This window comes from Pseudomonas sp. SORT22 (genome assembly GCF_018417635.1).
In the GTDB taxonomy this organism is placed as follows: domain Bacteria; phylum Pseudomonadota; class Gammaproteobacteria; order Pseudomonadales; family Pseudomonadaceae; genus Aquipseudomonas.
Genome location: NZ_CP071007.1, coordinates 521,720 through 545,105, shown reverse-complemented (window position 1 = coordinate 545,105; position 23,386 = coordinate 521,720). Strand labels below are relative to the sequence as shown.

At 59.8% G+C, this 23,386-nt stretch carries 28 protein-coding genes and 2 tRNA genes; 25 read left to right on the top strand and 5 right to left on the bottom strand.

What is annotated here, in order from left to right:
* Window positions 1-18 precede the first annotated feature (18 nt).
* The 6 genes from JYG36_RS02550 to JYG36_RS26575 all read left to right on the top strand — a co-directional run bounded on the left by JYG36_RS02550 (window position 19) and on the right by JYG36_RS26575 (window position 4,283).
* Window positions 19-2,259 carry an AsmA family protein gene (locus tag JYG36_RS02550; protein WP_093378616.1) on the top strand — a complete coding sequence of 747 codons (2,241 nt, stop codon included), beginning with the start codon at window positions 19-21 and terminating at the stop codon, window positions 2,257-2,259.
* Window positions 2,256-3,323 (top strand): A/G-specific adenine glycosylase, encoded by a 1,068-nt coding sequence (gene mutY, locus JYG36_RS02545; protein ID WP_093378613.1) that lies wholly within the window; start codon window positions 2,256-2,258, stop codon window positions 3,321-3,323. Before JYG36_RS02550 ends, mutY begins: the two co-directional genes overlap by 4 nt.
* Complete coding sequence (locus JYG36_RS02540) at window positions 3,320-3,592, top strand: oxidative damage protection protein (protein WP_045202346.1); 273 nt, start codon at window positions 3,320-3,322, stop codon at window positions 3,590-3,592. Before mutY ends, JYG36_RS02540 begins: the two co-directional genes overlap by 4 nt.
* Window positions 3,593-3,683: 91 nt before the next feature.
* Window positions 3,684-3,759: transfer RNA gene (locus JYG36_RS02535), tRNA-Phe, on the top strand.
* Between the two features lie 118 nt (window positions 3,760-3,877).
* Window positions 3,878-4,126 (top strand): hypothetical protein, encoded by a 249-nt coding sequence (locus tag JYG36_RS26580; protein WP_249744390.1) that lies wholly within the window; start codon window positions 3,878-3,880, stop codon window positions 4,124-4,126.
* Window positions 4,089-4,283 carry a hypothetical protein gene (locus JYG36_RS26575; protein ID WP_249744389.1) on the top strand — a complete coding sequence of 65 codons (195 nt, stop codon included), beginning with the start codon at window positions 4,089-4,091 and terminating at the stop codon, window positions 4,281-4,283. The genes JYG36_RS26580 and JYG36_RS26575 overlap by 38 nt, the downstream gene beginning before the upstream one ends.
* Here JYG36_RS26575 and JYG36_RS02525 read toward each other — a convergent pair.
* Window positions 4,259-4,813 carry a TetR/AcrR family transcriptional regulator gene (locus tag JYG36_RS02525; RefSeq protein WP_093378611.1) on the bottom strand — a complete coding sequence of 185 codons (555 nt, stop codon included), beginning with the start codon at window positions 4,811-4,813 and terminating at the stop codon, window positions 4,259-4,261. The two genes, JYG36_RS26575 and JYG36_RS02525, sit on opposite strands and share 25 nt — an antisense overlap.
* Window positions 4,814-4,922: 109 nt before the next feature.
* Here JYG36_RS02525 and JYG36_RS02520 point away from each other — a divergent pair, with 109 nt between their 5' ends.
* The 5 genes from JYG36_RS02520 (at window position 4,923) to JYG36_RS02500 (ending at window position 7,750) form a co-directional block, all read left to right on the top strand.
* Window positions 4,923-5,411 (top strand): HPP family protein, encoded by a 489-nt coding sequence (locus JYG36_RS02520; protein WP_093378607.1) that lies wholly within the window; start codon window positions 4,923-4,925, stop codon window positions 5,409-5,411.
* Between the two features lie 98 nt (window positions 5,412-5,509).
* The gene (gene ppk2, locus JYG36_RS02515; RefSeq protein WP_045202354.1) at window positions 5,510-6,553 is read left to right on the top strand and encodes a polyphosphate kinase 2; all 1,044 of its coding nucleotides are present in this window, start codon (window positions 5,510-5,512) and stop codon (window positions 6,551-6,553) included.
* Window positions 6,554-6,644: 91 nt separating this feature from the next.
* Window positions 6,645-7,082: a hypothetical protein gene (locus JYG36_RS02510; protein ID WP_045202356.1), complete on the top strand. Its 438-nt coding sequence runs from the start codon at window positions 6,645-6,647 to the stop codon at window positions 7,080-7,082.
* 151 nt (window positions 7,083-7,233) lie between these two features.
* Window positions 7,234-7,491 carry a CopG family ribbon-helix-helix protein gene (locus JYG36_RS02505; RefSeq protein WP_045202358.1) on the top strand — a complete coding sequence of 86 codons (258 nt, stop codon included), beginning with the start codon at window positions 7,234-7,236 and terminating at the stop codon, window positions 7,489-7,491.
* Window positions 7,466-7,750 carry a type II toxin-antitoxin system RelE/ParE family toxin gene (locus JYG36_RS02500; protein ID WP_213603022.1) on the top strand — a complete coding sequence of 95 codons (285 nt, stop codon included), beginning with the start codon at window positions 7,466-7,468 and terminating at the stop codon, window positions 7,748-7,750. The genes JYG36_RS02505 and JYG36_RS02500 overlap by 26 nt, the downstream gene beginning before the upstream one ends.
* Before the next feature lie 96 nt (window positions 7,751-7,846).
* Here the strand turns inward: JYG36_RS02500 and gabP are convergent, their stop codons facing one another.
* Window positions 7,847-9,241: a GABA permease gene (gabP, locus tag JYG36_RS02495; protein WP_213603020.1), complete on the bottom strand. Its 1,395-nt coding sequence runs from the start codon at window positions 9,239-9,241 to the stop codon at window positions 7,847-7,849.
* A 609-nt stretch (window positions 9,242-9,850) separates the two neighbouring features.
* Between gabP and JYG36_RS02490 the strand changes: the two genes are divergently transcribed.
* From JYG36_RS02490 to JYG36_RS02470, 5 genes are read left to right on the top strand one after another with little or no spacing between them, the layout of a single operon-like run.
* On the top strand, window positions 9,851-10,624 hold the full coding sequence (locus JYG36_RS02490; protein ID WP_093378597.1) for an ABC transporter ATP-binding protein: 774 nt from the start codon (window positions 9,851-9,853) through the stop codon (window positions 10,622-10,624).
* A gap of 13 nt (window positions 10,625-10,637) precedes the next feature.
* Window positions 10,638-11,399: an ABC transporter substrate-binding protein gene (locus JYG36_RS02485; protein WP_093378594.1), complete on the top strand. Its 762-nt coding sequence runs from the start codon at window positions 10,638-10,640 to the stop codon at window positions 11,397-11,399.
* A gap of 57 nt (window positions 11,400-11,456) precedes the next feature.
* Window positions 11,457-12,152, top strand: a complete 696-nt coding sequence (locus JYG36_RS02480; protein ID WP_045202307.1) for an ABC transporter permease — start codon at window positions 11,457-11,459, stop codon at window positions 12,150-12,152.
* Window positions 12,149-12,838: an ABC transporter permease gene (locus tag JYG36_RS02475; RefSeq protein ID WP_093378590.1), complete on the top strand. Its 690-nt coding sequence runs from the start codon at window positions 12,149-12,151 to the stop codon at window positions 12,836-12,838. Before JYG36_RS02480 ends, JYG36_RS02475 begins: the two co-directional genes overlap by 4 nt.
* Window positions 12,839-12,883: 45 nt before the next feature.
* Window positions 12,884-14,104 carry a methyltransferase gene (locus JYG36_RS02470; protein ID WP_093378587.1) on the top strand — a complete coding sequence of 407 codons (1,221 nt, stop codon included), beginning with the start codon at window positions 12,884-12,886 and terminating at the stop codon, window positions 14,102-14,104.
* A gap of 230 nt (window positions 14,105-14,334) precedes the next feature.
* Here the strand turns inward: JYG36_RS02470 and mdtI are convergent, their stop codons facing one another.
* Window positions 14,335-14,664 (bottom strand): multidrug/spermidine efflux SMR transporter subunit MdtI, encoded by a 330-nt coding sequence (gene mdtI / locus JYG36_RS02465; protein ID WP_038998274.1) that lies wholly within the window; start codon window positions 14,662-14,664, stop codon window positions 14,335-14,337.
* Entirely contained in the window at window positions 14,658-15,017 is a 360-nt protein-coding gene (locus tag JYG36_RS02460; RefSeq protein WP_038998273.1) for a multidrug/spermidine efflux SMR transporter subunit MdtJ, read from the bottom strand. Before JYG36_RS02460 ends, mdtI begins: the two co-directional genes overlap by 7 nt.
* 496 nt (window positions 15,018-15,513) lie before the next feature.
* Here JYG36_RS02460 and JYG36_RS02455 point away from each other — a divergent pair, with 496 nt between their 5' ends.
* The 9 genes from JYG36_RS02455 to JYG36_RS02415 all read left to right on the top strand — a co-directional run bounded on the left by JYG36_RS02455 (window position 15,514) and on the right by JYG36_RS02415 (window position 22,375).
* Window positions 15,514-16,092 (top strand): hypothetical protein, encoded by a 579-nt coding sequence (locus JYG36_RS02455; protein WP_010221300.1) that lies wholly within the window; start codon window positions 15,514-15,516, stop codon window positions 16,090-16,092.
* 9 nt (window positions 16,093-16,101) lie between these two features.
* Complete coding sequence (locus JYG36_RS02450) at window positions 16,102-16,308, top strand: helix-turn-helix domain-containing protein (protein WP_010221299.1); 207 nt, start codon at window positions 16,102-16,104, stop codon at window positions 16,306-16,308.
* 18 nt (window positions 16,309-16,326) lie between these two features.
* Entirely contained in the window at window positions 16,327-16,707 is a 381-nt protein-coding gene (locus tag JYG36_RS02445) for an Aq_678 family protein (RefSeq protein ID WP_093378578.1), read from the top strand.
* Between the two features lie 24 nt (window positions 16,708-16,731).
* Window positions 16,732-16,938: a hypothetical protein gene (locus JYG36_RS02440; RefSeq protein WP_093378575.1), complete on the top strand. Its 207-nt coding sequence runs from the start codon at window positions 16,732-16,734 to the stop codon at window positions 16,936-16,938.
* A gap of 24 nt (window positions 16,939-16,962) precedes the next feature.
* A complete protein-coding gene (locus JYG36_RS02435) occupies window positions 16,963-17,229 on the top strand; it encodes a hypothetical protein (protein WP_093378572.1) in 267 nt (88 codons plus the stop codon).
* 97 nt (window positions 17,230-17,326) lie between these two features.
* Window positions 17,327-17,402: transfer RNA gene (locus tag JYG36_RS02430), tRNA-Thr, on the top strand.
* Window positions 17,403-17,983: 581 nt separating this feature from the next.
* Window positions 17,984-19,201: a YcaO-like family protein gene (locus tag JYG36_RS02425; protein WP_213603018.1), complete on the top strand. Its 1,218-nt coding sequence runs from the start codon at window positions 17,984-17,986 to the stop codon at window positions 19,199-19,201.
* Between the two features lie 128 nt (window positions 19,202-19,329).
* On the top strand, window positions 19,330-20,580 hold the full coding sequence (locus JYG36_RS02420; RefSeq protein ID WP_213603016.1) for a trans-sulfuration enzyme family protein: 1,251 nt from the start codon (window positions 19,330-19,332) through the stop codon (window positions 20,578-20,580).
* A gap of 415 nt (window positions 20,581-20,995) precedes the next feature.
* Complete coding sequence (locus JYG36_RS02415) at window positions 20,996-22,375, top strand: trimethylamine monooxygenase (RefSeq protein ID WP_213603014.1); 1,380 nt, start codon at window positions 20,996-20,998, stop codon at window positions 22,373-22,375.
* Here the strand turns inward: JYG36_RS02415 and rfaD are convergent, their stop codons facing one another.
* Complete coding sequence (gene rfaD / locus JYG36_RS02410; RefSeq protein ID WP_213603012.1) at window positions 22,376-23,368, bottom strand: ADP-glyceromanno-heptose 6-epimerase; 993 nt, start codon at window positions 23,366-23,368, stop codon at window positions 22,376-22,378.
* Between the last annotated feature and the right edge of the window lie 18 nt (window positions 23,369-23,386).

Here is a 23,386-nt window from a genome sequence, read left to right as displayed (position 1 = left end):
GACTACAAGGACTCGCCCATGAAAGCGTTCGGCAAAATCCTGGGGCTGGTGCTTCTCGGGTTGTTGCTGATCATTGTGGCTCTGGGCTTCGCCCTGACCCACCTCTTCGATCCCAACGACTACAAAGACGAGATTCGCCAGCTGGCACGCGACAAGGCCCACGTCGAGCTGACGCTCAATGGCGACATTGGCTGGAGCCTGTTCCCGTGGCTGGGCCTTGAGCTGCATGAAGCCAGCATCGCCACCCTGAACAACCCGAAAGTGCCGTTTGCCGACCTGCAGATGCTTGGCCTGTCGGTACGCGTGCTGCCGTTGCTGCGCCGTGAAGTGCAAATGAGCGATGTGCGCGTCGAGGGCCTGAACCTGACCCTGAGCCGTGACGAAAATGGCCACGGCAACTGGGAAGACATCGGCAAGCCACTGCCCGCTGCCACCCCGGCCCCGGCCCCGGCCGAAAGCGCCGGCACTGCCCCGGCCCAGGCTAGCAGCGACAGCGCCAGCGAGCGCCCGGTCAAGCTCGATATCGACAGCCTGACCGTCAACAACGCCCGCGTGCAGTACAACGATGCCCGCAGCGGCCAGAGCTTCGGCGCCGAAAGCATCCAGCTGAGCACCGGCGCGGTGCATGAAGGGGTGAACATCCCGCTGAAGATGACCGCCTTCCTCAGTTCCGGCCAGCCAGTGGTCAAAGCGCGCACCGAGCTTAACGGCGAGCTGCGCTTCGATCGCCGGCTCAAGCGCTACCAGTTCGAAGACATGAAACTCAGCGGCGAAGCCTCGGGCGAGCCGCTGCAAGGCAAGACCATGACCTTCGCCGCCCAGGGCCAGTTGCTGGTCGATCTGGCGGCCAACGTCGCCGAATGGAACGGCCTCAAGCTCTCGGCCAACCAGCTGCGCGCCCTCGGCGAGCTGAACCTGCGCGACCTCGACAAAACCCCGCAACTGAGCGGCGGCCTGTCGATTGCCCAATTCGACCTGCGCAACTTCCTCGACAGCATCGGCCACCCGCTGCCGGCCTCGGCCGACGCCAGCACCCTGGGCAAGGTCGAGCTGGTCACCCGCCTGCAAGGCACGCCGAACAGCCTGGCCCTGGAAGACCTGGCGATCAAGCTCGACGACAGCACCTTCAGCGGCCGCCTGGCCATTGAAGACTTCGCCAAGCAGGCCCTGCGCGTGCAGCTCAAGGCCGACAAGTTCGACGCCGACCGCTACCTGCTGGCCAAGAGCGAGGCAGCCCAGGGCGCCAAGGCCGCACGCCAGGCCGAAGTGCAGAGCAAAGAGGCCGGTGCCCTCGCCGGTGCCGGTACCACGCCGCTGCCCGACGCGCCGACCCAGGTGGCCTGGAGCAACGACAAGCTGCTGCCGGTTGACCGCCTGCGCAAAGTCGACCTGCAAGCCGACCTGACGTTCGGCCAGCTGACCCTGGACAAGCTGCCGATCGAAAACGCCCACCTCAAGGCCCAGGGCCAAGGCGGCCTGATCACCCTGGAAACCCTGCGCGGCGGCCTGTACAACGGTGACTTCGAAAGCAAGGGCACCCTCGACGTACGCCCAGCCGTGCCGCAGATTGGTCTTAACACCCGCATCAACCGGGTGCCGGTCGAGCACTTCATCAAGAGCGAAACCGGCACGCCACCGGTCAAGGGTCTGTTGACCCTCAACAGCGACCTGACCGCCACCGGCAACAGCCAGAAAGCCCTGGTCGACACCCTCAACGGCAACGCCAGCTTCGTCATCAACGACGGTATCCTGGTCAACGCCAACCTCGAACAGCAACTGTGCCAGGCCATCGCCACCCTCAACCGCAAGGCCCTGAGTGGCGAGCCACGCGGCAAGGACACGCCGTTCCAGGAGCTCAAGGGCAGCCTGGTAATGCGTAACGGCGTGGCCAGCAACCCTGACCTCAAGGCACGCATTCCCGGCCTGACCGTCAACGGCCATGGCGACCTCGACCTGCGCGTGCTGGGCATGGACTACCGCATTGGCGTGATCGTCGAGGGCGACAAGCGCGATATGCCCGACCCAGCCTGCCAGGTCGGCGAGCGCTATGTCGGCCTCGAACTGCCGCTGCGCTGCCGTGGCCCGCTGGAGCTGGGCGCCAAGGCTTGCCGCCTGGATAAAGACGGCCTGGGCAAGGTCGCGGCCAAGCTGGCTGGCGACAAGGTCAGCGAAAAGCTCAGCGAGAAGATCGACGAGAAGCTCGGTGACAAGGTCAGCCCGGAACTCAAGGACGCGCTCAAGGGGTTGTTCAAGCGATGAGCCCCGAGCAGTTTTCCAGCGCCGTGCTGGATTGGTACGACCGTAACGGCCGCCACGACCTGCCCTGGCAACAGGGCATCACTCCGTACCGGGTGTGGGTCTCGGAGATCATGTTGCAGCAGACCCAGGTGAGCACCGTGCTCAACTACTTCGACCGCTTCATGCAGGCGCTGCCGACGGTCCAGGCCCTGGCCGAAGCGCCCGAGGATGAGGTGCTGCACCTGTGGACGGGCCTGGGTTACTACACCCGGGCGCGCAACCTGCAAAAGACCGCGAAGATCGTTGTCGAGCAATATGGCGGAGAATTCCCCCGCGATGTCGAGAAACTCACCGACCTGCCCGGCATTGGCCTGTCCACTGCCGGCGCTATTGCCAGCATCAGCATGGGCCTGCGTGCGCCGATCCTCGACGGCAACGTCAAGCGCGTGCTGGCCCGCTACACCGCGCAAGAGGGCTACCCCGGCGAGCCGAAAGTGGCCAAGGCGCTGTGGGCCAATGCCGAGCGCTATACCCCGCACAGCCGGGTGAACCACTACACCCAGGCGATGATGGACCTGGGCGCGACCTTGTGTACCCGCAGCAAGCCCAGTTGCCTGCTGTGCCCGCTCAAGGTCGGTTGCGAGGCGCACATGCTCGGCCAGGAAATCCGCTACCCGGTGCCCAAGCCGCGCAAGGAGCTGCCACAAAAGCGCACGCTGATGCCACTGCTGGCCAACCACCAAGGCGCCATCCTGCTTTACCGGCGGCCTTCCACGGGCCTGTGGGGCGGGTTGTGGAGCCTGCCGGAACTGGACAACCTCGCGCAGATCGACGAGCTGGCCGACCAGCACGGCCTGAGCCTGGCCGGCAGCCAGGCGCTGGACGGCCTGACCCACACCTTCAGCCACTTCCAGCTGGCCATCGAGCCCTGGCTGGTGCGCGTCAATGCCACCAGCGACCACGTGGCCGAGGCCGACTGGCTCTGGTATAACCTCGCCACCCCGCCGCGCCTGGGCCTTGCCGCCCCGGTGAAAAAACTGCTTAAACGCGCGGCCGACGTATTGCTTACAGGAGAGTCGCGATGACACGCACCGTAATGTGCCGCAAGTACAAAGAACAATTGCCAGGCCTCGAGCGTCCACCCTACCCGGGCGCCAAGGGCCAGGACATCTTCGAGAACATCTCGCAGCAAGCCTGGGCCGACTGGCAGAAAGAGCAGACCATGCTGATCAACGAGAAGCGCCTGAACATGATGAACGCCGAGGACCGCAAATTTCTCCAGGGCGAGATGGACAAGTTCTTCTCCGGCCAGGATTACGAGAAGGCCGAAGGCTACGTTCCACCTAGCGAATAACCCCGGAAAATCGTAAGCGACGGAATTAATTTAAAAAATTTTCAAAAAGTCGTTGACGTAAATCCGAAAAACCCTTTTAATGCGCCCCGTTGCCCAGATAGCTCAGTCGGTAGAGCAGGGGATTGAAAATCCCCGTGTCGGCGGTTCGATTCCGTCTCTGGGCACCACTAATACCGAAAAGCCCCAAGCGAAGTGATTCCTTGGGGCTTTTTTCATGCCTGCGATTTATCAACGAACGCAGGCCTGCTCGCGCACGGAAATGCCGCGAGCTTGTCGGAGCCAGGGATGAAATCGATTGCCGTCGCCGTCGCCATGCTGCTGAGCCTGACCGGCTGTGTCGGCGCCACCGTGGTGCTGCCGCACAAAGACACCTACCCCACCGCGGCCCATCGCATCCTGCGCCTGAAGAACATCACCCCCAAGGTCAGCAAATCGGAGAAATCCGACGTCACCCCGCGAATGGTGCGGCGTCACCCTCTGGGCTGTGGTCGTGCCGGTGCCTTTGCTACTGCCGGTGTGCAGGACCTACAGTGAAGTGGCCTATGGCCCGGACATCGATGGCGACCAGGTCGTGCTGTTCAACGCCAGGCAGACCATCAGCTCGCCCATGTACGCCTGTGGCCCGATGATGATCCTGGCGCCGATCATCCATGGTTACGAAGGCAATCAGATCTGCGGGATGCTGCGATAGGCCAGCGCAGCCACTATCAACCGCGCCGCTTCGAACAGCGGCACCTGCACCCCGCCGACCTGCGACGCAACAATCAACCCCTCGCCCAGCAAAAACAGCTGCTGCGCAGCGCCCTGCTTGCACCCCGCCTGCTGGCAGGCCTGCTCAAGTGCGGCCATGACCTTGTCCTTGTGCAACCTGGCCAGCACATGGGGTGGCTCGGCCGGCCCGGCATACTCGGCCGAGGCGTTGATGAAGGCGCAGCCGTAGAAGTCTTCAGAGCGCGCCCAGGCCTCGATGAAATCGATATAGGCCAGCGGCCGCGCTTTTGCCTCAACGGCCGCCAGAGCGCTTTGCAGGCGCGCCATGAAATCGTGATCGCGACGTTCCAGCGCCGCCTCGATCAACAGCTCCTTGCTGGGGAAATGCCGGTACAGGGTTTTCTTGGTCACCCCGGCCTCCTGGCTCAATTGCTCGACGCCGGTGCCGTGGTAACCCTGGCGGTAGAACAACTGCAGCGCCGACTCGGCGATTTTCTCGGACGTGCTCATGCCACACCTTCGATCAGGACATTTGCCAACAGTGTATACCGATCGGTTGACCTGCAGGTAAACCGATCGGTATCCTCGGCGCAAATCGCCCACCCGGAGAACTGTACCCATGCCATTCAAATCCAAGGCGCCCGCCGCCCCTTCCCTGCATTTCAGCCTGCTGTCACTGATCGGCGCGGCCCTGGCGATCGGCGCCACCGGCTGGCTCAGCCAGGTGTCCGGCGCGCTGTGGCTGATGGCCCCGTTTGGCGCCAGCTGCGTGCTGGCCTTCGGCATGCCCGACTCGCCGCTGGCGCAGCCGCGCAACATCATCGGCGGCCACGTAATTGCCACCCTGGTGGGCCTGGCAGTGCTGCATACCCTCGGCGACAGTTGGTGGAGCGCAGCCCTGGCCGTCGGCCTGGCCCTGGCTGCCATGCAGCAAACCCGCACCCTGCACGCACCAGCCGGGGCCAACCCGCTGGTGGTGATCGCCAGCCACGCACCACTGAGCTTCGTGATTACCCCGGTACTGGCCGGCTCGCTGGTGATCGTCGCCGTGGCCTGGTGCCTGAACAATGCGCGCCAGGCCAACAGCTACCCGAAATACTGGTACTGATGGCGCTATGCCAAGGGCTGTTGACCACCGTCAATATGCCCTTGGCCGGCGTCGATAAAATGCTCTGAGGATATTAGAAGGAACCAACAGGCCTCCCCATGAGCGAAGAATCCACTGCCCTGCCCCTGCCCTCGCCTGCCGCTGAAACACCTGCGAGCCCCAGCCCAAGCCCGGCACGCAAAGCTGCCACCCCCCGTCCACGGCGTCCACGCACGCCGCGCAAGCCTGCTGTCAGCGCCGCTGCCGAAAGCGAAATCAGCGCCATCAGCCAGCAACCGGCGGCCCTGAAAGTCGCCTCGGCGCCGCGCGGCTCCAACGAGGACAGCGCCTCGGCCAAGCTGCCGGCCAGCTACCCGTACAGCAACCGCATGCGCCGCGCCGAGTACGAAAAGGCCAAGCACGAACTGCAGATCGAACTGCTCAAGGTGCAAAGCTGGGTCAAGGAAACCGGTCAGCGCATCGTCGTGCTGTTCGAAGGCCGCGACGCCGCCGGCAAGGGTGGCACCATCAAGCGCTTCATGGAGCACCTCAACCCGCGTGGTGCGCGGATTGTCGCCCTGGAGAAGCCTTCCGAGCAGGAGAAGGGCCAGTGGTACTTTCAGCGCTACGTCCAGCACCTGCCCACGTCCGGTGAAATGGTCTTCTTCGACCGCTCCTGGTACAACCGCGCCGGGGTCGAGCGGGTCATGGATTTTTGCTCGCCGCTGCAATACCTGGAGTTCATGCGCCAGGCGCCGGAGCTCGAACGCATGCTGTGCAACAGCGGCATCCTGCTGTTCAAGTACTGGTTCTCGGTGAACCGCGAAGAGCAGCTGCGCCGCTTCATCTCCCGCCGTGACGACCCGCTCAAGCACTGGAAGCTGTCGCCGATCGACATCAAGTCGCTGGACAAGTGGGACGAATACACCGCTGCCAAGGAGGCAATGTTCTTCCACACCGACACCGCCGATGCACCGTGGACGGTAATCAAATCCGACGACAAAAAACGCGCGCGGATCAACTGCATCCGCCACTTCCTGCACTCGCTGGACTACCCCGGCAAGGATTTGAGTGTCGCCCACCAGCCTGACCCGCTGCTGGTGGACCGCGCCGCGCGCGTGCTCGAAGAGGAAGACCGCGGCGAGCTGGCGCAACCAGCCTGAGCTTGCTCCAGGCCGTCGGCGGCACTTGGGTTTCCCGGCCAACTGCGATTCAATACGCAGAATTTATCCGGCTCAGCACAAGGGTTCACCGATGGCCTCCAGCAGCAAACAACAGAAACGCGCCAAGCGCGCCGCCAACAAGGCCCGCGAAAACCGCATGGTGCGTAGCGGCCAAGCGGTCAAGAGCTCGGGCGAAAGCTCCAGCGCCAGCGTCGAGCAGGTCTTCAACAAGGCCATGGAATCGGGCAGCTATACCGCCCTGTTCGAAAAAATGAAGCAAGCCCAGGAAACCGGCCTGGTCGCGCTGATTTCGGTGTTCCTGGTCGACCCGCTGCTGACCCTGGTGCTCAAGGGCCACAAGGAAGAACACGCCACCGACTACATCGTCATGGTCTTCACTGCCTACCGCAAGTGGCTGGACGGCGCCGACGAAGCCACAACCATGGCCTGGCTCGAGAGCGACGAGTTCCAGGAAGCCTACATCAGCGCGTCCGAGGCGGTGGCCAAGCAGCAGAAGAAGTTTGGCTGACAGCTTGCCTGGCTCCTGATTCCTCGGGGGCCAGATCCTCTCAAAGAAAAATCCTACATCGACCACAGGTCCCTGGCCGATTGACCATCGCCTCGACGCCACCTAACCTTTGTTGACCGTTTACAACGTATACAAAGTCAGGAGCGTAGACATGGCTTCCCCGGTTCTGTCGTTTCGCGTCGAAGCATCCCTCGCCGAAAAGCTCGATCAACTGGCAGCCGCCACCGATCGAGATCGCCAATATCACCTCAAGCGCGCTTTGCTGCGCTATGTCGAAGCCGAGTCATGGCACGTGCAGGCGATTGCTGCCGGCATCAGCGATGCCGACACTGGCAACCTGACCGACCTCTCTGAGGTCAAGGCAAAGTGGGTGAAACGCGAAGATGATTGCACTGACGGCGAAGGCTGAAAGCGACCTGGATTCGATTTTCGAGCACCATCAGCTCAAGGCAGGCAGCAAAACGGCCTTTGCAATGGTTCAGGGCATATTGAGCAGCCTGGAAATACTCGAACACTTCCCAGGTGCAGGCCGCCCCTCGCCAGTGCCGGATGTGCGTGAGCTGGTGCTCGCCCACATCCCCTTTATTGCCCCGTACCGCTTGCTCGACGGACGGGTCCAGGTATTGCGATTTCTGCATCGGCGCAGTGAGCGACCTGAGCACTGGTAAAGCCCACCGCGTGAGCCGCGATGAGCCCGCCACGGCCAAAACAAAAAGGCCGCGATCCTCACAGATCGCGGCCTTTGTCATTGCATCCGCATCACATCAGTTGTTCAGCACCGCCCGCCCGGCCGCCTCGGCCCTGCGCTTGCGCGCCACCAGCAAGCCGGCGGCGACCACGGCAATCGACAACAAGCCGGTCGCGACGATTTCAATACGATGGTCCGGACGGATCAGCATCACCGTCAGGATGCCGACGATGAAGGCAATGGTCGCCCAGGTCAGGCCCGGGAACAGCCACATCTTGAAGGCGATCTTCTCGCCGCGCTGCATACGCTGACGACGCATGCGCAGTTGCGACACGGCGATCACCAGGTACACCAGCAAGGCAATGGCGCCGGAGCTCGCCAGCAGGAACTCGAATACCTGGGCAGGTGCCAGGTAGTTGGCGATCACGGTGAGGAACGCCGCCGCAGTCGACAGCACCACCGCCACGTACGGTGTGCCGCTGGAGGTGGTGCGCTGGGCCATGGCCGGCGCATCGCCACGCTTGCTCAGGGAGAAGAGCATGCGCGAGGAGGTGTACAGCGCCGAGTTCAGGCAACTGGTCACGGCGATCAGCACAACGATGTCGACGATCAGCTTGGCGTTGGGGATGCCCATCAGGTTGAGCACGGTCTGGTACGAACCGACTTCGGCCAGGTCACTGTTGGTCCACGGCACCAGGGCCACGACCACAAAGATCGACACCAGGTAGAACAGGAAGATCCGCCAGATCACCGAGTTGGTGGCCTTGGTGATCTGCTTGCCCGGGTCTTTCGACTCGGCGGCAGCGATGGTGACGATTTCAGTCCCCATGAACGAGAACATGGTGGTCAGCATCGCCGCCAGCACCGCGCCCATGCCGTTGGGCATGAAGCCCTGGGTGTCGAACAGGTGGCTGACGCCGCTGACCTGGCTGTTGGGCAGCAGGCCGAAAATCGCAGCCACACCAAGGATGATGAAGCCAATGATCGCCACTACCTTGAGCAACGCGAACCAGAACTCGAATTCACCGTAGTTCTTCACACTGAACAGGTTGGTCGCGGTCAGCAGCAAGGTGATCACCAGGGTAAACACCCAGATGCCGATATCGGGGAACCAGGCATGCAGAATGGTTGCGGCGGCGTTGGCCTCCAGCGGAATCACCAGAACCCAGAACCACCAGTACAGCCAGCCGATAGTAAAACCGGCCCAGTGGCCGATGGCTTTGTCGGCATACGTCGAAAACGAACCGGTATCCGGCGAGGCAACGGCCATTTCGGCCAGCATGCGCATCACCAGCACCACCAGGGTCCCGGCCGCGGCATAGGCCAGCAAGACCGCAGGGCCGGCTTCGGCGATGGCGTGGCCGGAGCCGACGAACAGCCCGGCGCCGATGACACCGGCAATCGACAGCATGGTCACATGCCGCTGCTTGAGCCCCTGAGCGAGGTCATTGGAATTGTGCGTACCGCTCATAAAACTACCTTTGCGAGAAATGGCGTTTTGATCCTGCTACTCGAGTCGCGCTCTTCAAAAAGAGTGCTACATCCTGTTGCCGATCGATAACGCAATTACCGCGCCAGGCCGATGACCGTTCGTTCGAAAATTCTCACAGCCCCGCTTAACAAGGCTTACAGGTCTTTCGGCCAAGACTTGACCGAAAGACCCTGAAAAACCGGCGGAATAGACCAATTACTGAAATACCCACTTACAAATGCCCCGGGTGCACCACACTTCGTCACCGGTAACACCTCATGCACTTCCTACGACCAAAAAGGTACAACCCAAAGGTACAACCAAAGCCGTAGATAAAGGCCCGAACCTGTGCACAAGGTCAGAAACGACTTCCCAGAAACGGCCAAAACTGGCAACATCGCGCCTTTTTTCATCAAGGCTCCGGCCCTGGAAACGAGGGTAGGCGGACATCTGCGCGACAGTCCACTGCAGCGATGCGACACCCGCCCTCCCACCAACCGATTGCCTCTCCCGACGTTATTGGCTGTCTTCGGACCGCTATGCTAGCTTGGCGCCTCGCCAGGAAGGCCGCTAACAGCAGGAGCGCACCAGAACACATGAGGACCGCACATGGCTGAGGCCACGCCCGCGCTGGAAATCCGCAACCTGCACAAACGCTACGGCGACCAGGAAATCCTCAAGGGAATTTCGCTGACCGCGCGTGATGGCGACGTGATCTCGATCCTGGGATCCTCCGGCTCCGGCAAGTCCACTCTGCTGCGCTGCATCAACCTGCTGGAAAACCCGCACCAGGGCCAGATCCTGGTGGCCGGCGAAGAGCTGCGGCTCAAGGCGGCAAAAAACGGTGAACTGGTGGCCGCCGACAACAAGCAGATCAATCGCCTGCGCAGCGAGATCGGCTTTGTCTTCCAGAATTTCAACCTGTGGCCGCACATGAGCATCCTCGACAACATCATCGAGGCGCCGCGCCGGGTGCTCGGCCAGAGCAAGGCCGAGGCCACCGAGCATGCCGAAGCGCTGCTGAACAAGGTTGGCATCCACAACAAGCGTCACAGCTACCCGGCCGAGCTGTCCGGTGGCCAGCAACAGCGTGCGGCCATTGCCCGCACCCTGGCAATGAAGCCCAAGGTTATCCTGTTCGACGAGCCGACCTCGGCCCTGGACCCGGAAATGGTCCAGGAAGTGCTCAACGTTATCCGTGCCCTCGCCGAAGAAGGCCGTACCATGCTACTGGTTACCCACGAAATGGGCTTTGCCCGCCAGGTGTCCAGCGAAGTCGTCTTCCTGCACCAGGGGCTGGTCGAAGAGCAAGGAACGCCGCAGCAGGTTTTCGAAAACCCGACCTCGGCGCGTTGTAAACAATTCATGTCCAGCAACCGCTAACGGAGCAACACGCATGCAGACCTATAAGAAATTCCTCCTGGCCGCTGCCGCCACGCTGGTGTTCTCGGCCAATGCCATGGCTGCCGAGAAACTGAAGATGGGCATCGAGGCGGCCTACCCGCCGTTCAACAACAAGGACGCCAGTGGCCAGGTCGTCGGTTTCGACAAAGACATCGGCGACGCCCTGTGCGCGAAGATGAAGGTCGAGTGTGAAGTGGTGGTTTCTGACTGGGACGGCATCATTCCCGCCCTGAACGCGAAGAAGTCCGACTTCATCATCTCCTCGCTGTCGATCACCGACGAGCGCAAGCAGGCGGTGGACTTCACCGACCCGTACTACTCGAACAAGCAGCAGTTCATCGCCCCGAAAAACGTCGACTTCAAGACTGATCCCAAGTCGCTCGAAGGCAAGACCCTCGGCACTCAGCGCGCCACCCAGGCAGCTATCTGGCTGGACGATAACGGCGGCATGGACAACAAGTTCAAGGTCAGCCTGTACGACACCCAGGAAAACGCCTACCTGGACCTGACCTCGGGCCGCGTCGACGCCCTGCTGGCTGACAAATACGCCAACTACGACTGGCTCAAGTCCGACGCCGGTAAAAACTACGAGTTCAAAGGCGATCCGGTGAACGAAAGCGACAAGGTTGGTATCGCTGTGCGCAAAGGTGACAACGAACTGCGCAACAAGCTCAACGCCGCCCTGAAAGAAATCGTTGCCGACGGCACCTACGAGAAGATCAACAACAAGTACTTCCCGTTCAGCATCTATTGATTCGCCCCGACCGGCATTGCCCTGCAGGCAATGCCGGTCCCTTGAACAAACCTGCCCATGAATATTGATCTTTACGGATTCGGTCCGGCCCTGATGGCCGGGACGCTGATGACCGTCAAACTCGCATTGTCGGCCCTGCTCCTGGGGCTGGTACTGGGACTGCTTGGCGCCCTGGCCAAGACCTCACCCTACAAACCCCTGCAATGGCTGGGTGGTTTCTACTCCACACTGGTTCGCGGCGTGCCCGAGCTGCTCTGGGTGCTGTTGATCTATTTTGGCACCGTCAGCCTGATGAACCGGCTGGGCGAGCTTCTGAATATTCCCGGCCTTGAGCTCAATGCCTTTGCCGCAGGCGTAATTGCCCTGGGCCTGTGCTTCGGCGCCTATGCCACGGAAGTGTTCCGTGGTGCGCTGCTGGCGATCCCCAAGGGCCACCGTGAAGCCGGCCTGGCGCTGGGCCTGTCCAAGGGGCGGATCTTCTCCAGGCTGGTGCTGCCGCAAATGTGGCGCATCGCCCTGCCAGGGCTGGGCAATCTGTTCATGATCCTGATGAAAGACACCGCGCTGGTCTCGGTAATCGGCCTGGAAGAAATCATGCGTCATTCGCAAATCGCCGTGACCGTGAGCAAGCAACCCTTCACCTTCTACATGGTCGCCGCCATCATTTACCTGGGCCTTACCGTCCTGGCCATGACCGGCATGCACTTCATGGAAAAACGCGCCGGTCGCGGCTTCGCGAGGGCCAACCAATGAACTGGGAAGTCATCATCAAGTGGCTGCCACGCCTGGCCCAGGGCGCCACGCTGACGCTCGAGCTGGTCGCCATCGCGGTCATCGCCGGGCTGATCCTCGCCATACCACTGGGTATCGCCCGCTCTTCGCGGCTCTGGTACGTACGGGCCCTGCCTTACGGCTACATTTTCTTCTTCCGCGGTACGCCGCTGCTGGTGCAGCTGTTTTTGGTGTATTACGGGCTGGCCCAGTTCGATGCCGTGCGCAACAGCGCCTTGTGGCCGTACCTGCGCGATCCGTTCTGGTGCACGGTGCTGACCATGACCCTGCACACCGCCGCCTACATCGCAGAAATCCTGCGTGGCGCGCTGCAGGCCATCCCCCGTGGCGAGATCGAAGCGGCGCGGGCCCTGGGCATGTCCCGGGCCAAAGCAATGCTCTACATCATGCTGCCGCGTGCCGCCCGCATCGGCCTGCCGGCCTACAGCAACGAAGTGATCCTGATGCTCAAGGCCAGTGCCCTGGCGAGTACCGTTACCCTGCTGGAACTGACCGGCATGGCGCGGACGATCATCGCCCGGACCTACCTGCCGGTGGAGATCTTCTTCGCGGCGGGACTGTTCTACCTGCTGATCTCCTTCTTGCTGGTGCAAGCCTTCAAGCAGCTGGAACGCTGGCTGCGCGTCGACGCCTGCCAGGGTCGATAAACCTGTATAACGGGGCTGATCTCAGCCCCGTTTTCGTATCCGCTCATGACCACTGCCCTCCCCCTCTGCGCCGACCAACTGCTCAGCCGCTTCCAGGCGCTGGACGACTTTCTGCGCGAGCATCAGGCGCTGTGGCGGCCACGGCCTTTCACCCAGTTGCAACTGCCGTGGGAAACCGAATACCGCGCCCTGGCCGACTGGTTGCGCCAGCGCTCGTTGAGCGAGGCGGAAGCGGCGCACAATCACCCCGAGCAACTCGCTGCACCGGCGCCTTTTCCTCAGCTGGCACGCCGGGCGGCAGCGCTGTCTGCCATCGGCGAGTTATCCACCGTTGCCCTGCCCCCTGCTGGCCCTCGCCTGAATGTCGACGTGCCGGGGCGCAAATGGCAGCAGATCGAAGCCTTCGCCAGCCACCTGGGTTTTATCCACAGCCCACGGCACTGGCTGGACTGGTGCGCCGGCAAAGGTCATCTGGGCCGGCGCTTGCTGCAGCCTCATAGTCAGCAACTGACCTGCCTGGAATACGACCCGGCGCTGGTCGAAGCCGGCAGCGCCCTCAGCCAGCATCACCAACTGCCCGCCGAGCACCGCCTGCAGGATGTACTGGCCGATAGCGCCGCCCAGCAACTGAGCGCCGAGCACACCGCAGTGGCCCTGCACGCCTGTGGCGACCTGCATGTACGCCTGATGCAACTGGCAAGCCTCAAGGGTTGCCGCCAACTGGCCATCGCGCCGTGCTGCTACAACCGCATCCAGGCGCCGCAGTACCAGCCGTTATCCACAGCCGCCAAGGCATCTGGCCTGCAGTTGTCGATTGATGATCTTGGCTTGCCGCTCAGCGAAACCGTTACCGCAGGTGCGCGGGTACGCCGCCAGCGTGACGAGTCCATGGCCAGGCGCCTGGGTTTCGATCTGTGGCAACGGCAGTTGCGTGGGGTAGATGAGTACCTGCCGACGCCTTCGCTGCCGGTCAGTTGGCTGCACAAGCCGTTCGCCGACTACTGCCGGGGCCTTGCCGAACTCAAGGAATTGCAGCCAGGTGCCGAGCCTGATTGGCCAGCATTGGAAGCGGCCGGCTGGCAGCGCCTGGCCCAGGTGCGCAACCTGGAATTGCTGCGCAATCTGTTCCGCCGCCCGCTGGAATTATGGCTGGTGCTGGATCGCGCACTGTTCCTGGAGGAACAGTCCTACCAGGTACAGCTCGGGGTGTTTTGCGAACAGCCTCTCACCCCGCGCAACCTGCTGCTGTTGGCCGAACGCCGGTAACGGCGCTCAGCCTGTGGATAAGTCTGTGCGCAACCTTGCGCCGAACCCCAGCAAATTCGTGGATCCAAGCGCTTTCACAGGCTGGTCATTTTTTGTTCACTGATTAATCGCCAGCAAAAACAGCCATTTGCGCAAAGACCAACGGCGGGCGTTGCTCCGATGCAATGCGCACCTGTTTGGCATGCGGCTTGTGCATAAGCCTTCGCGCGAATAGCACTAAGCAGGTTGAATCAGGCCAGTTTCAGCAGGCTCATGCCCACCAGCAACAGCGCCAGGCCCAACCAGCCGCGGCCTACCAGGCGCTGACCGAACAGTGCCCAACCCATGGCCACGGTGGCGAGGATGCCGAAGCCACCCCAGATGGCGTAAGCCAGCGACAGTTCGATATCTCGCACAGCCTGGGCCAGTGCGGTAAAGGCGGCCAGCACACAGAGAATCGAAGCAATGCCCAGGCCGCGCTTTTTAAAACCGTCGGAATACTTGAGCAGCAGGTTGGCGATCACTTCCAGCACGATCGCCAGGCCCAGCCAGGCGAAGGGAATCCAGTTCATGCTCAGCATGGCAGGGCCTCCATATTGCGCGGGGCAGGTGCGGCGCGGGTACCCGACTTGATCAGCAGGATACCGGCGATCATCACGCCCAGGCCGGCGGCCTTGAGCAGGCCCAGGCTCTCGCCCAGCCAGGTGACGCTGATCAGGGTGATCAACACGATGCCGATGCCTTCCCACAGGGCGTAGGCCACGCCCACCGGCACGCGTTTTACCGCCAGTGCCAGGAAAAAGTACGACAGGCCGATCATCAGGTACATCAACCCGTGACCAAGAATGGGGAAATGACTGGCGGCGAATTTCATCGACGCGGTGCCGATCACCTCGGCGGTGATGGCGATAAACAGATAGATCCAGGAACGCATGATGCCCTCCCACGGGCGACACAAACCGAGCGAAATCGCGCTGACGGCTACAGACAAAGAGAAGAAAAAGGCTGTTTGTCGGGGGAGGCGCTAGAGGTCGCCGGTCCAGTGACGTTCACGGGAAACCAGGCGGGAGGTGAGGAGCGGAAACGCTTTAGTGTTCAACATAATGAACAACAAATTAGCTCAAGGCATCGCTAAAGTCAAATCGATAGAAAATGACTAATTAATTTTCGCGTCTTTCAGTCCGTATTTAGGTGAAAGCCCTTAAAGGTTGCAGAAAGGTTCGTAAATTATATTACCCGGCCTGATAAAGGCATCGCGGGGCAAGCCCGCTCCCACCCTGTAGGAGCGGGCTTGCCCCGCGATCCCCCGTAAGATCCCACCTCACCCTCGTGTCAAAACGCCGCACCTTCGGCAAAATCACAATTAATTATTGTAATACGATAATTTTTCACAAATAATGCACCCCGCTCAACTAGCACGGAGGGAAACCATGAACAGTAAGACAGTGGCTTACGCGAGATCGCGTCTGCGAGTGATCGGTGCATTCGCCGCGGTACTCGCCTGGGGTACAGGGATCGTCGAGTTCGGCGGCAACGTACTATTGTGGGTGTTCGAAAAAGCCCAGGTGCAAGGCGCCTACCTGCAAAGCTTCGGTGAAAACATGCCGCTGCTGCTGGCCCCGGATTACCAGCCTTCGCACCTGGCCCTGGGCCTGGTGATCGGCCTGGAACTGATCCCCGCCAGCCTCTCGGCCTTTGCCTTGTACCTGACCGGCTTGTTCTTCCTGCGCCTGTCCCGGGGTGAAACCTGGACGACGCAAAACATCAAGATGCTCTGGTGGGTGGGCTTGCTGTGCATCGGCTTGCCGATGGTCTGGCCGATGATCGGCACCTTGCAGGGCCTGGCGTTCTCCATCGACCTGCCCAAAGGCGAGAGAAGCTTCAGCGTATCGATCGGTGTATCATCCCAGGCGGTTTACGAGATCATGAAAGGCATTTTCCTCTGCGCCTTCTCACTCCTCATGCGTGACGCCAAAACCATCAGCGATGAACACAACTGTTATGTCTAGCCTGCCCCTATGCCGATAATTATTCGACTCGATGTAGTCATGGCCAAGAACAAGATCCGCTCCAAGGATCTGGCCGAGATTATCGGTATTACGGAGGCGAACCTGTCGTTGCTGAAAAACGGCAAGATCAAGGGTTTCAAGATGGAAACCCTCGAGAAGCTCTGTCGCGCGTTGAACTGCCAGCCAGGTGACCTGCTGGAGTTCAGCGAGGAATGAACAAGGAACTGGCAACTCGTGAGCAATTCACTCAAATGGCGCGCTGCGCTAGTGCTGGCCGTCGGCCTGCTCGGCGGCTGCGGCCCCAGCTATACCTATAGATACTCCCCACCGCCCAGCATGGCGGGCATGAACTGCATCAACTCCTGCTCGATGGAACGCAACCACTGCAAACAGATGGCGCGCCTGCAGGAAAACAGCGACCACGCCCTGTACCAGGCCAACTACAGAAACTACCAGCTGTGCCAGGCCGGCAAGAGCAAAAAAGAAGCGCGCAAAAGCTGCTACTACCCCAGCTACCCGTTCAACAGCGGCTCCAGCTACTCGTGCGGCAGCGACTACGACAGCTGCTACCAATCTTGCGGCGGCACCATCCAGCGCATCCTCAACAAAGACTGACGCCTCGAATAAACGGAATTGACTGTGGATATCATCAGATCCATCGCCCTGCTTGCGTTCGCGTTTTACCTCAGCGGCTGCGCCTTCATGTCCGACTGGCAAGTCCCGCCACCCCGGTCCGACTGGCAAGTGCCGCCCATGCAGATGTACGGCAACCAGAGCTTCCCCGGGCCGGACTTCAGCAGAGACCGCCACGCCATCCAGCACTACCTCGACACACACAAACACTGACACTTCGACCAAACGGAATTGCCTGTGGCCATTATCAGATCCTTCCTCCTGCTGGCGTGCGCGCTCTACCTGAGCGGCTGCACCAGCGGCGACTACACCCCGATGTCTGGCTGGGAAATCCCGCAGATGCAGATATACGGCGACAAGGGCTACACCGGCCCGGCCTACAGCTGCAAGAAAAAGCACGGCTGCCGAGAGCACTGTAAAAAGCATGATTGCCGCTACAAACCGCTGATATTCGACCCCACCAAAGCCGAACCCAGCGCCACCACAATGCACCGCGGCTGGTAACAAAACACCCCGCGATGCCCGCTGAAACCGGGTATCGCGAGGAATGTTGCAGAAGTGGTTTACAGACGCAAACTGATCGCTATAATGACGCCCCTGTGCCGGTATAGCTCAGATGGTAGAGCAACTGACTTGTAATCAGTAGGTCCCGGGTTCGATTCCTGGTGCCGGCACCATACACAGTAAAAAAAGGCTCACCGCAAGGTGGGCCTTTTTTGTTTGCGTGGGCACACCCGCCGGTTGGGAGCAGGCTTGCCCGCAATGAGCTGCTGAAGGCGGCGTCTGAATCGCAACCGCTGTGCGCTTGATCACCTCCGCTGATCGACCCAGTACGTCACATTTGCCTCTGCGCCTGCCCCCTAAGAATTTGGCCCGATCCGGTGTCAACGCCGATGCCCCAAGCCAGTGTCTTATTTCTGAGCAGTGCAGAAATAAATAGCACCCTCAAAAAAACATAATCACTCATAGAATCGGGATTTTTCCTATGTGCAGCCAAAGCCATACGAACTAATCTCTCATTGCACCTGTTAAAAAGTGCACACTTAAATCAAATAAAAAAAGGATATTCCCATGGGTATGTGGTGCTGCATGTATATCAACGAATTCAAAGTCGACCAACCCACTGACGACGAAGTAGAGTCTGTCATAGCAGAAGAAGATTTCACCCCGGAAGAGCTCTCCATACTGGCTGAGTAACGAAAATAAATGAGGCGATTTTTTCGCCTCATTTTTTGGCTTATATGGAAACTTCCTGTCTATGAAAACAATTGCCCCAGAGCGTACGTTGTCACTGGACGATGCAGAAAGCGCAATCGATCAGCACTTTTCCAGCGAAGGAATTCATTTAACCCTACGCCGTTACGGTAGTCCGCTGTCCAGCACTGTTGCCACCCTTCACCTCCCCTATGACAGTAGCGGCATAGAATGTGTCGGTTGTGGCAAAGGCTATGAAGCAGAGGCTCGTGTGGGTGCGAAGTTCGAGGCTTATGAACATTACATGGGCCCCTTTCAACTACGAAAGCATAGCGCACTGCATTGTTTTGATTCGGTTGTTTCTCAACCGTCCTTGCAAAACATACTGCCGATGCAAATGCTTCGCCACGCCGGCGCATCACAGATGGCTGTACTTTCCTTCGAGGCGCATGAAGCATCCGCAGGCGTTGAGTTACTCTATCCGTCATTTCTGATTAACCATCAGTATGCCAACGAGTCGCTTCCCGGCGATGATACCGACTATAGCGCTGCGCGCCGATACTCCTGCGGTACCGGTGTGGCGGCGGGTGTGGGATTTACGGAGGCGGCAATTCATGCCGCGAGCGAAGTCATAGAGCGCCATGGCATTGGGCGCTTTATTGCACAACATTTCTTTTATGATTCAAAAGAGCCGATAAGAAAGATTATTGACAATTCAATGCCAGAGCATCTGTTAAACACCTTGCGTGATGCAGAAACTGCCATAGGTGCTTCAATCGAGGTATTTGACGCTTCTAGTCAAATAGACTATCCCGTTTTTATTGCCTACTGCCCGAAGAAGACGATCGCTGATATTCATGTCGTTGGTGGCGGCTGTTCACTTTACCCGAGCCATGCCGCAGCACGTGCGATCAAGGAGCTGGTGCAGCAATACAAAGTTGCTGAAGGCGTGCAGCACGTCACACAAGAGTGGACCAATTCAAAAAACAACCTGGGCAAAAACCCAAAGTTGCTGCGCTGCTTGCGCATGGCGTTTGGGGCCACCCAGCGTGCCAAAACAGTACCTTACCCGATGCCTCAAGACCCGGAAAAAATGCCACTGGCGCTACACTTGTCCCATTTAAAAAATGAGTGTTTTAAAGCCAATCATCCCCTTTGGCTAAAAGAACTACATTCCAGCCCCAACCAGGTTAGCCTGGCCTGTGCGGTCATGCCAAAAATGGAAAGATTTTCGATTGTCTCACTGGGCGGAAAAGTTGTCCCCTGCTATCAATACGAGTAAACAGCAAAGCCGTCGTGGCCATGATGACCTGGTCATTGTCAAACGAGCTTTAAATCTCGCCATACGCCCGGCTGACGTAACCATTGCCGTCAAAGCGTCTCTCATTATCTTTCGGAACCAGGCCTTTCATGAGCCCAGCAGAAAAAAAGAGCCCACGCGAATTACCATGCCGTGACTATTTTCTTTCTCCTTCTTTAGGTATCGCTACCCAGGCGATCCATTTAGGGCAACATGAGAATGGACTGGGTCAGTTTCCAGTTCCAGCGCTCATTTGTAACTCTGCAACACTCCTGAATTCAATTGAAGAAGGCAGAGAGATGCTAGGTAATGCAAAGCAGGAAAACTTTGCCTACCAACGTTATGCAAATCCTACCGTTTCAGTTTTAGAAGCGAAATTTCGTGCCATTGAACACTGCTCCTATAGCCTCGCGGTCAATAGCGGGATGACCGCCTGCCTGCTTGCTTTTCGCGCCCTGTTGAGCGCAGGCGATCATGTCATCGTACCCCACAGTGTATTTTACGAAATCATTGAGCAGCTTAATTATGAAGTAAACCATCGCGGGATTGAAATGTCGCTTATCGACGAATACCCGGCAGCGGCATTTGAGCGCGCGATCCAAGCCAACACGAAAATGATCTTTATCGAAGCCCCCACCAACCCGGCATTTTTAGATATCAACATTCCTGACTTGGCAGAGCTTTGCAACAAGCGTGGCATTCTTCTTGTTGTTGATAACACCTTTCTTACACCTGCCTGCCAAAAGCCACTTTCCTTGGGAGCTGCAGTAACATTATATTCCATCACCAAACACATCAACGGCCACGGCGATGTGATGGGCGGCATGGTCAGCACCAATGAACCGGACCTGTTCAAGGCATTGAAGTATCACAGGGACAGTGCAGGGCTCATCGTAGATCCGTTCTCGGCCTGGCTCACTATACGAGGACTAAGGACACTGCCACTGCGATTAAAAAAACATACCGATAATGCACATGCGGTGATCGCCATGCTGCGTGAGGAGTTCCCGAAGCTGGAGTGGCGTGCAGTCTGGTCGACTAAAAGTGCGCAAACCAACGGAATTTCTCCGTCATTGCATACAGGCCTTATCGCCATTGTTTTTCCATCGCGAGAAACGGCTACAAGCTTTGTTCGTCATCTGCAGCTTATCCGAATAGGTACAACCTTCGGCAATATTGAGTCCTTATGTTATCACTACGGTAGTTTTAGCAGGGAGGGCAGCACCGGCCTGGAAAAAATAGGCGTGCCGGACGGCTTGGTGCGAATCTCTGTTGGCCTGGAAGATAGCGATGATATTAATGCAGACATCCGACGTGCACTGCGCCTTGCAATGCAAAGCAGAACCACTGCGCGAGGGTGAAGCGCAAGTCCGTCAGCGGTCGAGTATGAGATTCTGCCAAGCCCCACCTTGTAATCCTCTCCCCCATCCGTTATAGCTAAAAAGGCATCCATAACCAAAAAGAGGCAGAATCAGCCCGCCATGTACGAGACCACACGTATCTTTCGCCCTTCAGGCCCGTTTGCCGCGCTGTTCGGCAAGCCTTACGGGCCCAACGCTGTCGCTAGCCCTTCGCTGACCAGCTCCCCCCTCTCGACGCTGTTCCACACCTTGTCGATTCCACCTCGCGACGTCTTGCTCGCGCACAAGCGCAAGCGCCCTGTCCCTCCGCCTGCCAGCTGACACCTGAAGTTTTCGCTTCCTCTCGCCCTCGGTTCTGCCGTTCAGGGCTGGAGTCGCTTTGCATTTTTTTCAGTGTTTTCTGTCAGGAAATCTTATGACTATTCGTGTTGCCATTATCGGCGCAGGCCCGTCCGGCCTGGCGCAGTTGCGTGCCTTTCAATCCGCTCATGCCCAGGGTGCCGAGATGCCCGAGGTGGTGTGCTTCGAGAAGCAGGCCGACTGGGGCGGGATGTGGAACTACACCTGGCGCACCGGCCTGGACGAGCATGGCGAGCCGGTGCACGGCAGTATGTACCGCTACCTGTGGTCGAACGGGCCGAAGGAATGCCTGGAGTTCGCCGACTACAGCTTTGATGAACATTTCGGGCGGCCGATTTCATCTTATCCACCGCGCGAGGTGCTCTGGGATTACATCCAGGGCCGGGTAAAAAAGGCCGGTGTGCGGGATTACATTCGCTTCAATACCGCCGTCAAGGCGGTACGCTTTGATCAGGCCAGCCGCACCTTTACCGTCAGTGCCTATGACTACGGCACCGGCCAGGGCATCGAGCAGGTGTTCGACTTCGTGGTGGTCGCCAGCGGGCATTTTTCTACCCCGCATGTGCCGCAATTCGACGGCTTCGAGCGCTTCTCCGGGCGCATCCTTCACGCTCACGATTTTCGTGAGGCGGTGGAGTTCAAGGGCAAGGATGTGCTGATTGTCGGCAGCAGCTATTCGGCCGAGGACATCGGCTCGCAGTGCTTCAAGTACGGCGCGCGCTCGATCACCAGTGCCTACCGCACCCAGCCCATGGGCTACAAATGGCCCAAAGGCTGGGAAGAACGCCCGCAGTTGCTGCGGGTCGAGGGCGAGATGGCGTTCTTTGCCGACGGTTCGAGCAAGCGCGTAGATGCGATCATCCTCTGCACCGGCTACCAGCATCACTTCCCGTTCCTGCCCGACGAGCTGACGCTCAAGACCAGCAACCGCCTGTGGCCTGCCGGGCTGTACCAAGGGGTTGTCTGGGAACACAACCCGCAGCTGATCTACCTCGGCATGCAAGACCTCTGGTACAGCTTCAACCTGTTCGACGCTCAGGCCTGGTTTGCCCGCGACTACATGCTCGGGCGCATCAAGCTGCCGCAGCCGGCGGCAATGGCTGCCGACAGCGCACAGTGGCGGGCCGAGGAACTGGCGCTGGAGTCGACCGCCTCGATGTACGAGTTCCAGGGCCGCTATATTCAGCACCTGATCGAGCAGACCGATTACCCGAGCTTCGATATCGACGCGGTGAACCGGATTTTCCTCAAATGGAAGTCGGACAAAAAGCAGGACATCATGGGTTACCGCGACAAGTCCTACCGCTCGGTGATCACCGGTACCGCTGCCGTGCCGCACCATACCCGCTGGCTCAACGCGCTGGATGACTCACTGCAGGAGTACCTGCGCGAGACCTCGGGCAAGGGCGACCTGAAGACCTTGCGCCAGCACTGACTACGGCGTGCGCTGCAACCAGTCGCAGTAACGCGCCACACCCTGCTCCACCGTCAGCGTTGGCTGCTCATAGCCAACGCTGCGCAAGCGCTCAAGGTCGGCGCAGGTGTAGCACTGGTACTTGCCGCGCAGGTGCTCGGGGAATTCGCTGTATTCCAGAATGCCCTCCAGCAGGGCCATCTCCAGCGACAGCGGCGGCTGGTCCTGCTGCTCGCGCAGGCGGTTGATCACTGCCAAGGCCACGTCATTGAAAGGCTGGGCGCGGCCGCTGCCGACGTTGAAGAGGCCGCTCAGCTGCGGCCGGTCGAGGAAGAACAGGTTGACCTTGACCACATCCTCGACCGCCACGAAATCGCGCAGGTGGCCGCCGCTGGGGTAGTCGCCATAGCTGCCGAACAGGCTGACCTTGCCGTTGGCCTGGTACTGGTTGAAGCAGTGCAGGGCCACCGAGGCCATGGCGCCCTTGTGCTGCTCGTGGGGGCCGTAGACGTTGAAGTAACGCAGGCCGACGATCTGGCTGCGCGCCTGGGGCAGTTGCCGGCGCACGCGCTGGTCGAAGAGGAATTTCGAGTAGCCATATACGTTCAATGGCCGCTCGCACTCGCGCTGTTCGCGAAAGTCGCGCCCGGCGCCATACACCGCCGCCGACGAGGCATACAGCAGCGGCACCTGCAGGCCTTGAGCGGCGTCGAGCAGGTCGCGGCTGTAGCGGTAGTTGTTGTCCATCATCAAGCGCCCGTCGCCTTCGACGGTGCTCGAGCAAGCGCCTTGGTGCAGCACGGCGCGCACCTTGCCAAACTGGCCGCGGCCAAAGCGCTGAAGAAAGTCGTCCTTGTCCAGGTAGTCGGCGATTTCGCTGTCAGCCAGGTTGCGAAACTTGTCGCCATCGCTCAAGTCATCGACCGCGATGATCTCGGTTTCGCCGCGTTGGTTGAGGGCCTGAACCAGGTTGCTACCGATAAAACCGGCGGCGCCGGTGACGATAATGGTCATGCCATGTCCCCCTTTGAG

What these genes read in the sequence shown, in the direction of transcription:
- JYG36_RS02550 (WP_093378616.1), top strand. Translation starts at nt 19, where the DNA reads ATGAAAGCGTTCGGCAAAATCCTGGGGCTGGTGCTTCTCGGGTTGTTG.
- mutY (WP_093378613.1), top strand. Translation starts at nt 2,256, where the DNA reads ATGAGCCCCGAGCAGTTTTCCAGCGCCGTGCTGGATTGGTACGACCGT.
- JYG36_RS02540 (WP_045202346.1), top strand. Translation starts at nt 3,320, where the DNA reads ATGACACGCACCGTAATGTGCCGCAAGTACAAAGAACAATTGCCAGGC.
- JYG36_RS26580 (WP_249744390.1), top strand. Translation starts at nt 3,878, where the DNA reads ATGAAATCGATTGCCGTCGCCGTCGCCATGCTGCTGAGCCTGACCGGC.
- JYG36_RS02525 (WP_093378611.1), bottom strand. Translation starts at nt 4,813, where the DNA reads ATGAGCACGTCCGAGAAAATCGCCGAGTCGGCGCTGCAGTTGTTCTAC.
- JYG36_RS02520 (WP_093378607.1), top strand. Translation starts at nt 4,923, where the DNA reads ATGCCATTCAAATCCAAGGCGCCCGCCGCCCCTTCCCTGCATTTCAGC.
- ppk2 (WP_045202354.1), top strand. Translation starts at nt 5,510, where the DNA reads ATGAGCGAAGAATCCACTGCCCTGCCCCTGCCCTCGCCTGCCGCTGAA.
- JYG36_RS02510 (WP_045202356.1), top strand. Translation starts at nt 6,645, where the DNA reads ATGGCCTCCAGCAGCAAACAACAGAAACGCGCCAAGCGCGCCGCCAAC.
- JYG36_RS02505 (WP_045202358.1), top strand. Translation starts at nt 7,234, where the DNA reads ATGGCTTCCCCGGTTCTGTCGTTTCGCGTCGAAGCATCCCTCGCCGAA.
- JYG36_RS02500 (WP_213603022.1), top strand. Translation starts at nt 7,466, where the DNA reads ATGATTGCACTGACGGCGAAGGCTGAAAGCGACCTGGATTCGATTTTC.
- gabP (WP_213603020.1), bottom strand. Translation starts at nt 9,241, where the DNA reads ATGAGCGGTACGCACAATTCCAATGACCTCGCTCAGGGGCTCAAGCAG.
- JYG36_RS02490 (WP_093378597.1), top strand. Translation starts at nt 9,851, where the DNA reads ATGGCTGAGGCCACGCCCGCGCTGGAAATCCGCAACCTGCACAAACGC.
- JYG36_RS02485 (WP_093378594.1), top strand. Translation starts at nt 10,638, where the DNA reads ATGCAGACCTATAAGAAATTCCTCCTGGCCGCTGCCGCCACGCTGGTG.
- JYG36_RS02480 (WP_045202307.1), top strand. Translation starts at nt 11,457, where the DNA reads ATGAATATTGATCTTTACGGATTCGGTCCGGCCCTGATGGCCGGGACG.
- JYG36_RS02475 (WP_093378590.1), top strand. Translation starts at nt 12,149, where the DNA reads ATGAACTGGGAAGTCATCATCAAGTGGCTGCCACGCCTGGCCCAGGGC.
- JYG36_RS02470 (WP_093378587.1), top strand. Translation starts at nt 12,884, where the DNA reads ATGACCACTGCCCTCCCCCTCTGCGCCGACCAACTGCTCAGCCGCTTC.
- mdtI (WP_038998274.1), bottom strand. Translation starts at nt 14,664, where the DNA reads ATGCTGAGCATGAACTGGATTCCCTTCGCCTGGCTGGGCCTGGCGATC.
- JYG36_RS02460 (WP_038998273.1), bottom strand. Translation starts at nt 15,017, where the DNA reads ATGCGTTCCTGGATCTATCTGTTTATCGCCATCACCGCCGAGGTGATC.
- JYG36_RS02455 (WP_010221300.1), top strand. Translation starts at nt 15,514, where the DNA reads ATGAACAGTAAGACAGTGGCTTACGCGAGATCGCGTCTGCGAGTGATC.
- JYG36_RS02450 (WP_010221299.1), top strand. Translation starts at nt 16,102, where the DNA reads ATGCCGATAATTATTCGACTCGATGTAGTCATGGCCAAGAACAAGATC.
- JYG36_RS02425 (WP_213603018.1), top strand. Translation starts at nt 17,984, where the DNA reads ATGAAAACAATTGCCCCAGAGCGTACGTTGTCACTGGACGATGCAGAA.
- JYG36_RS02420 (WP_213603016.1), top strand. Translation starts at nt 19,330, where the DNA reads ATGAGCCCAGCAGAAAAAAAGAGCCCACGCGAATTACCATGCCGTGAC.
- JYG36_RS02415 (WP_213603014.1), top strand. Translation starts at nt 20,996, where the DNA reads ATGACTATTCGTGTTGCCATTATCGGCGCAGGCCCGTCCGGCCTGGCG.
- rfaD (WP_213603012.1), bottom strand. Translation starts at nt 23,368, where the DNA reads ATGACCATTATCGTCACCGGCGCCGCCGGTTTTATCGGTAGCAACCTG.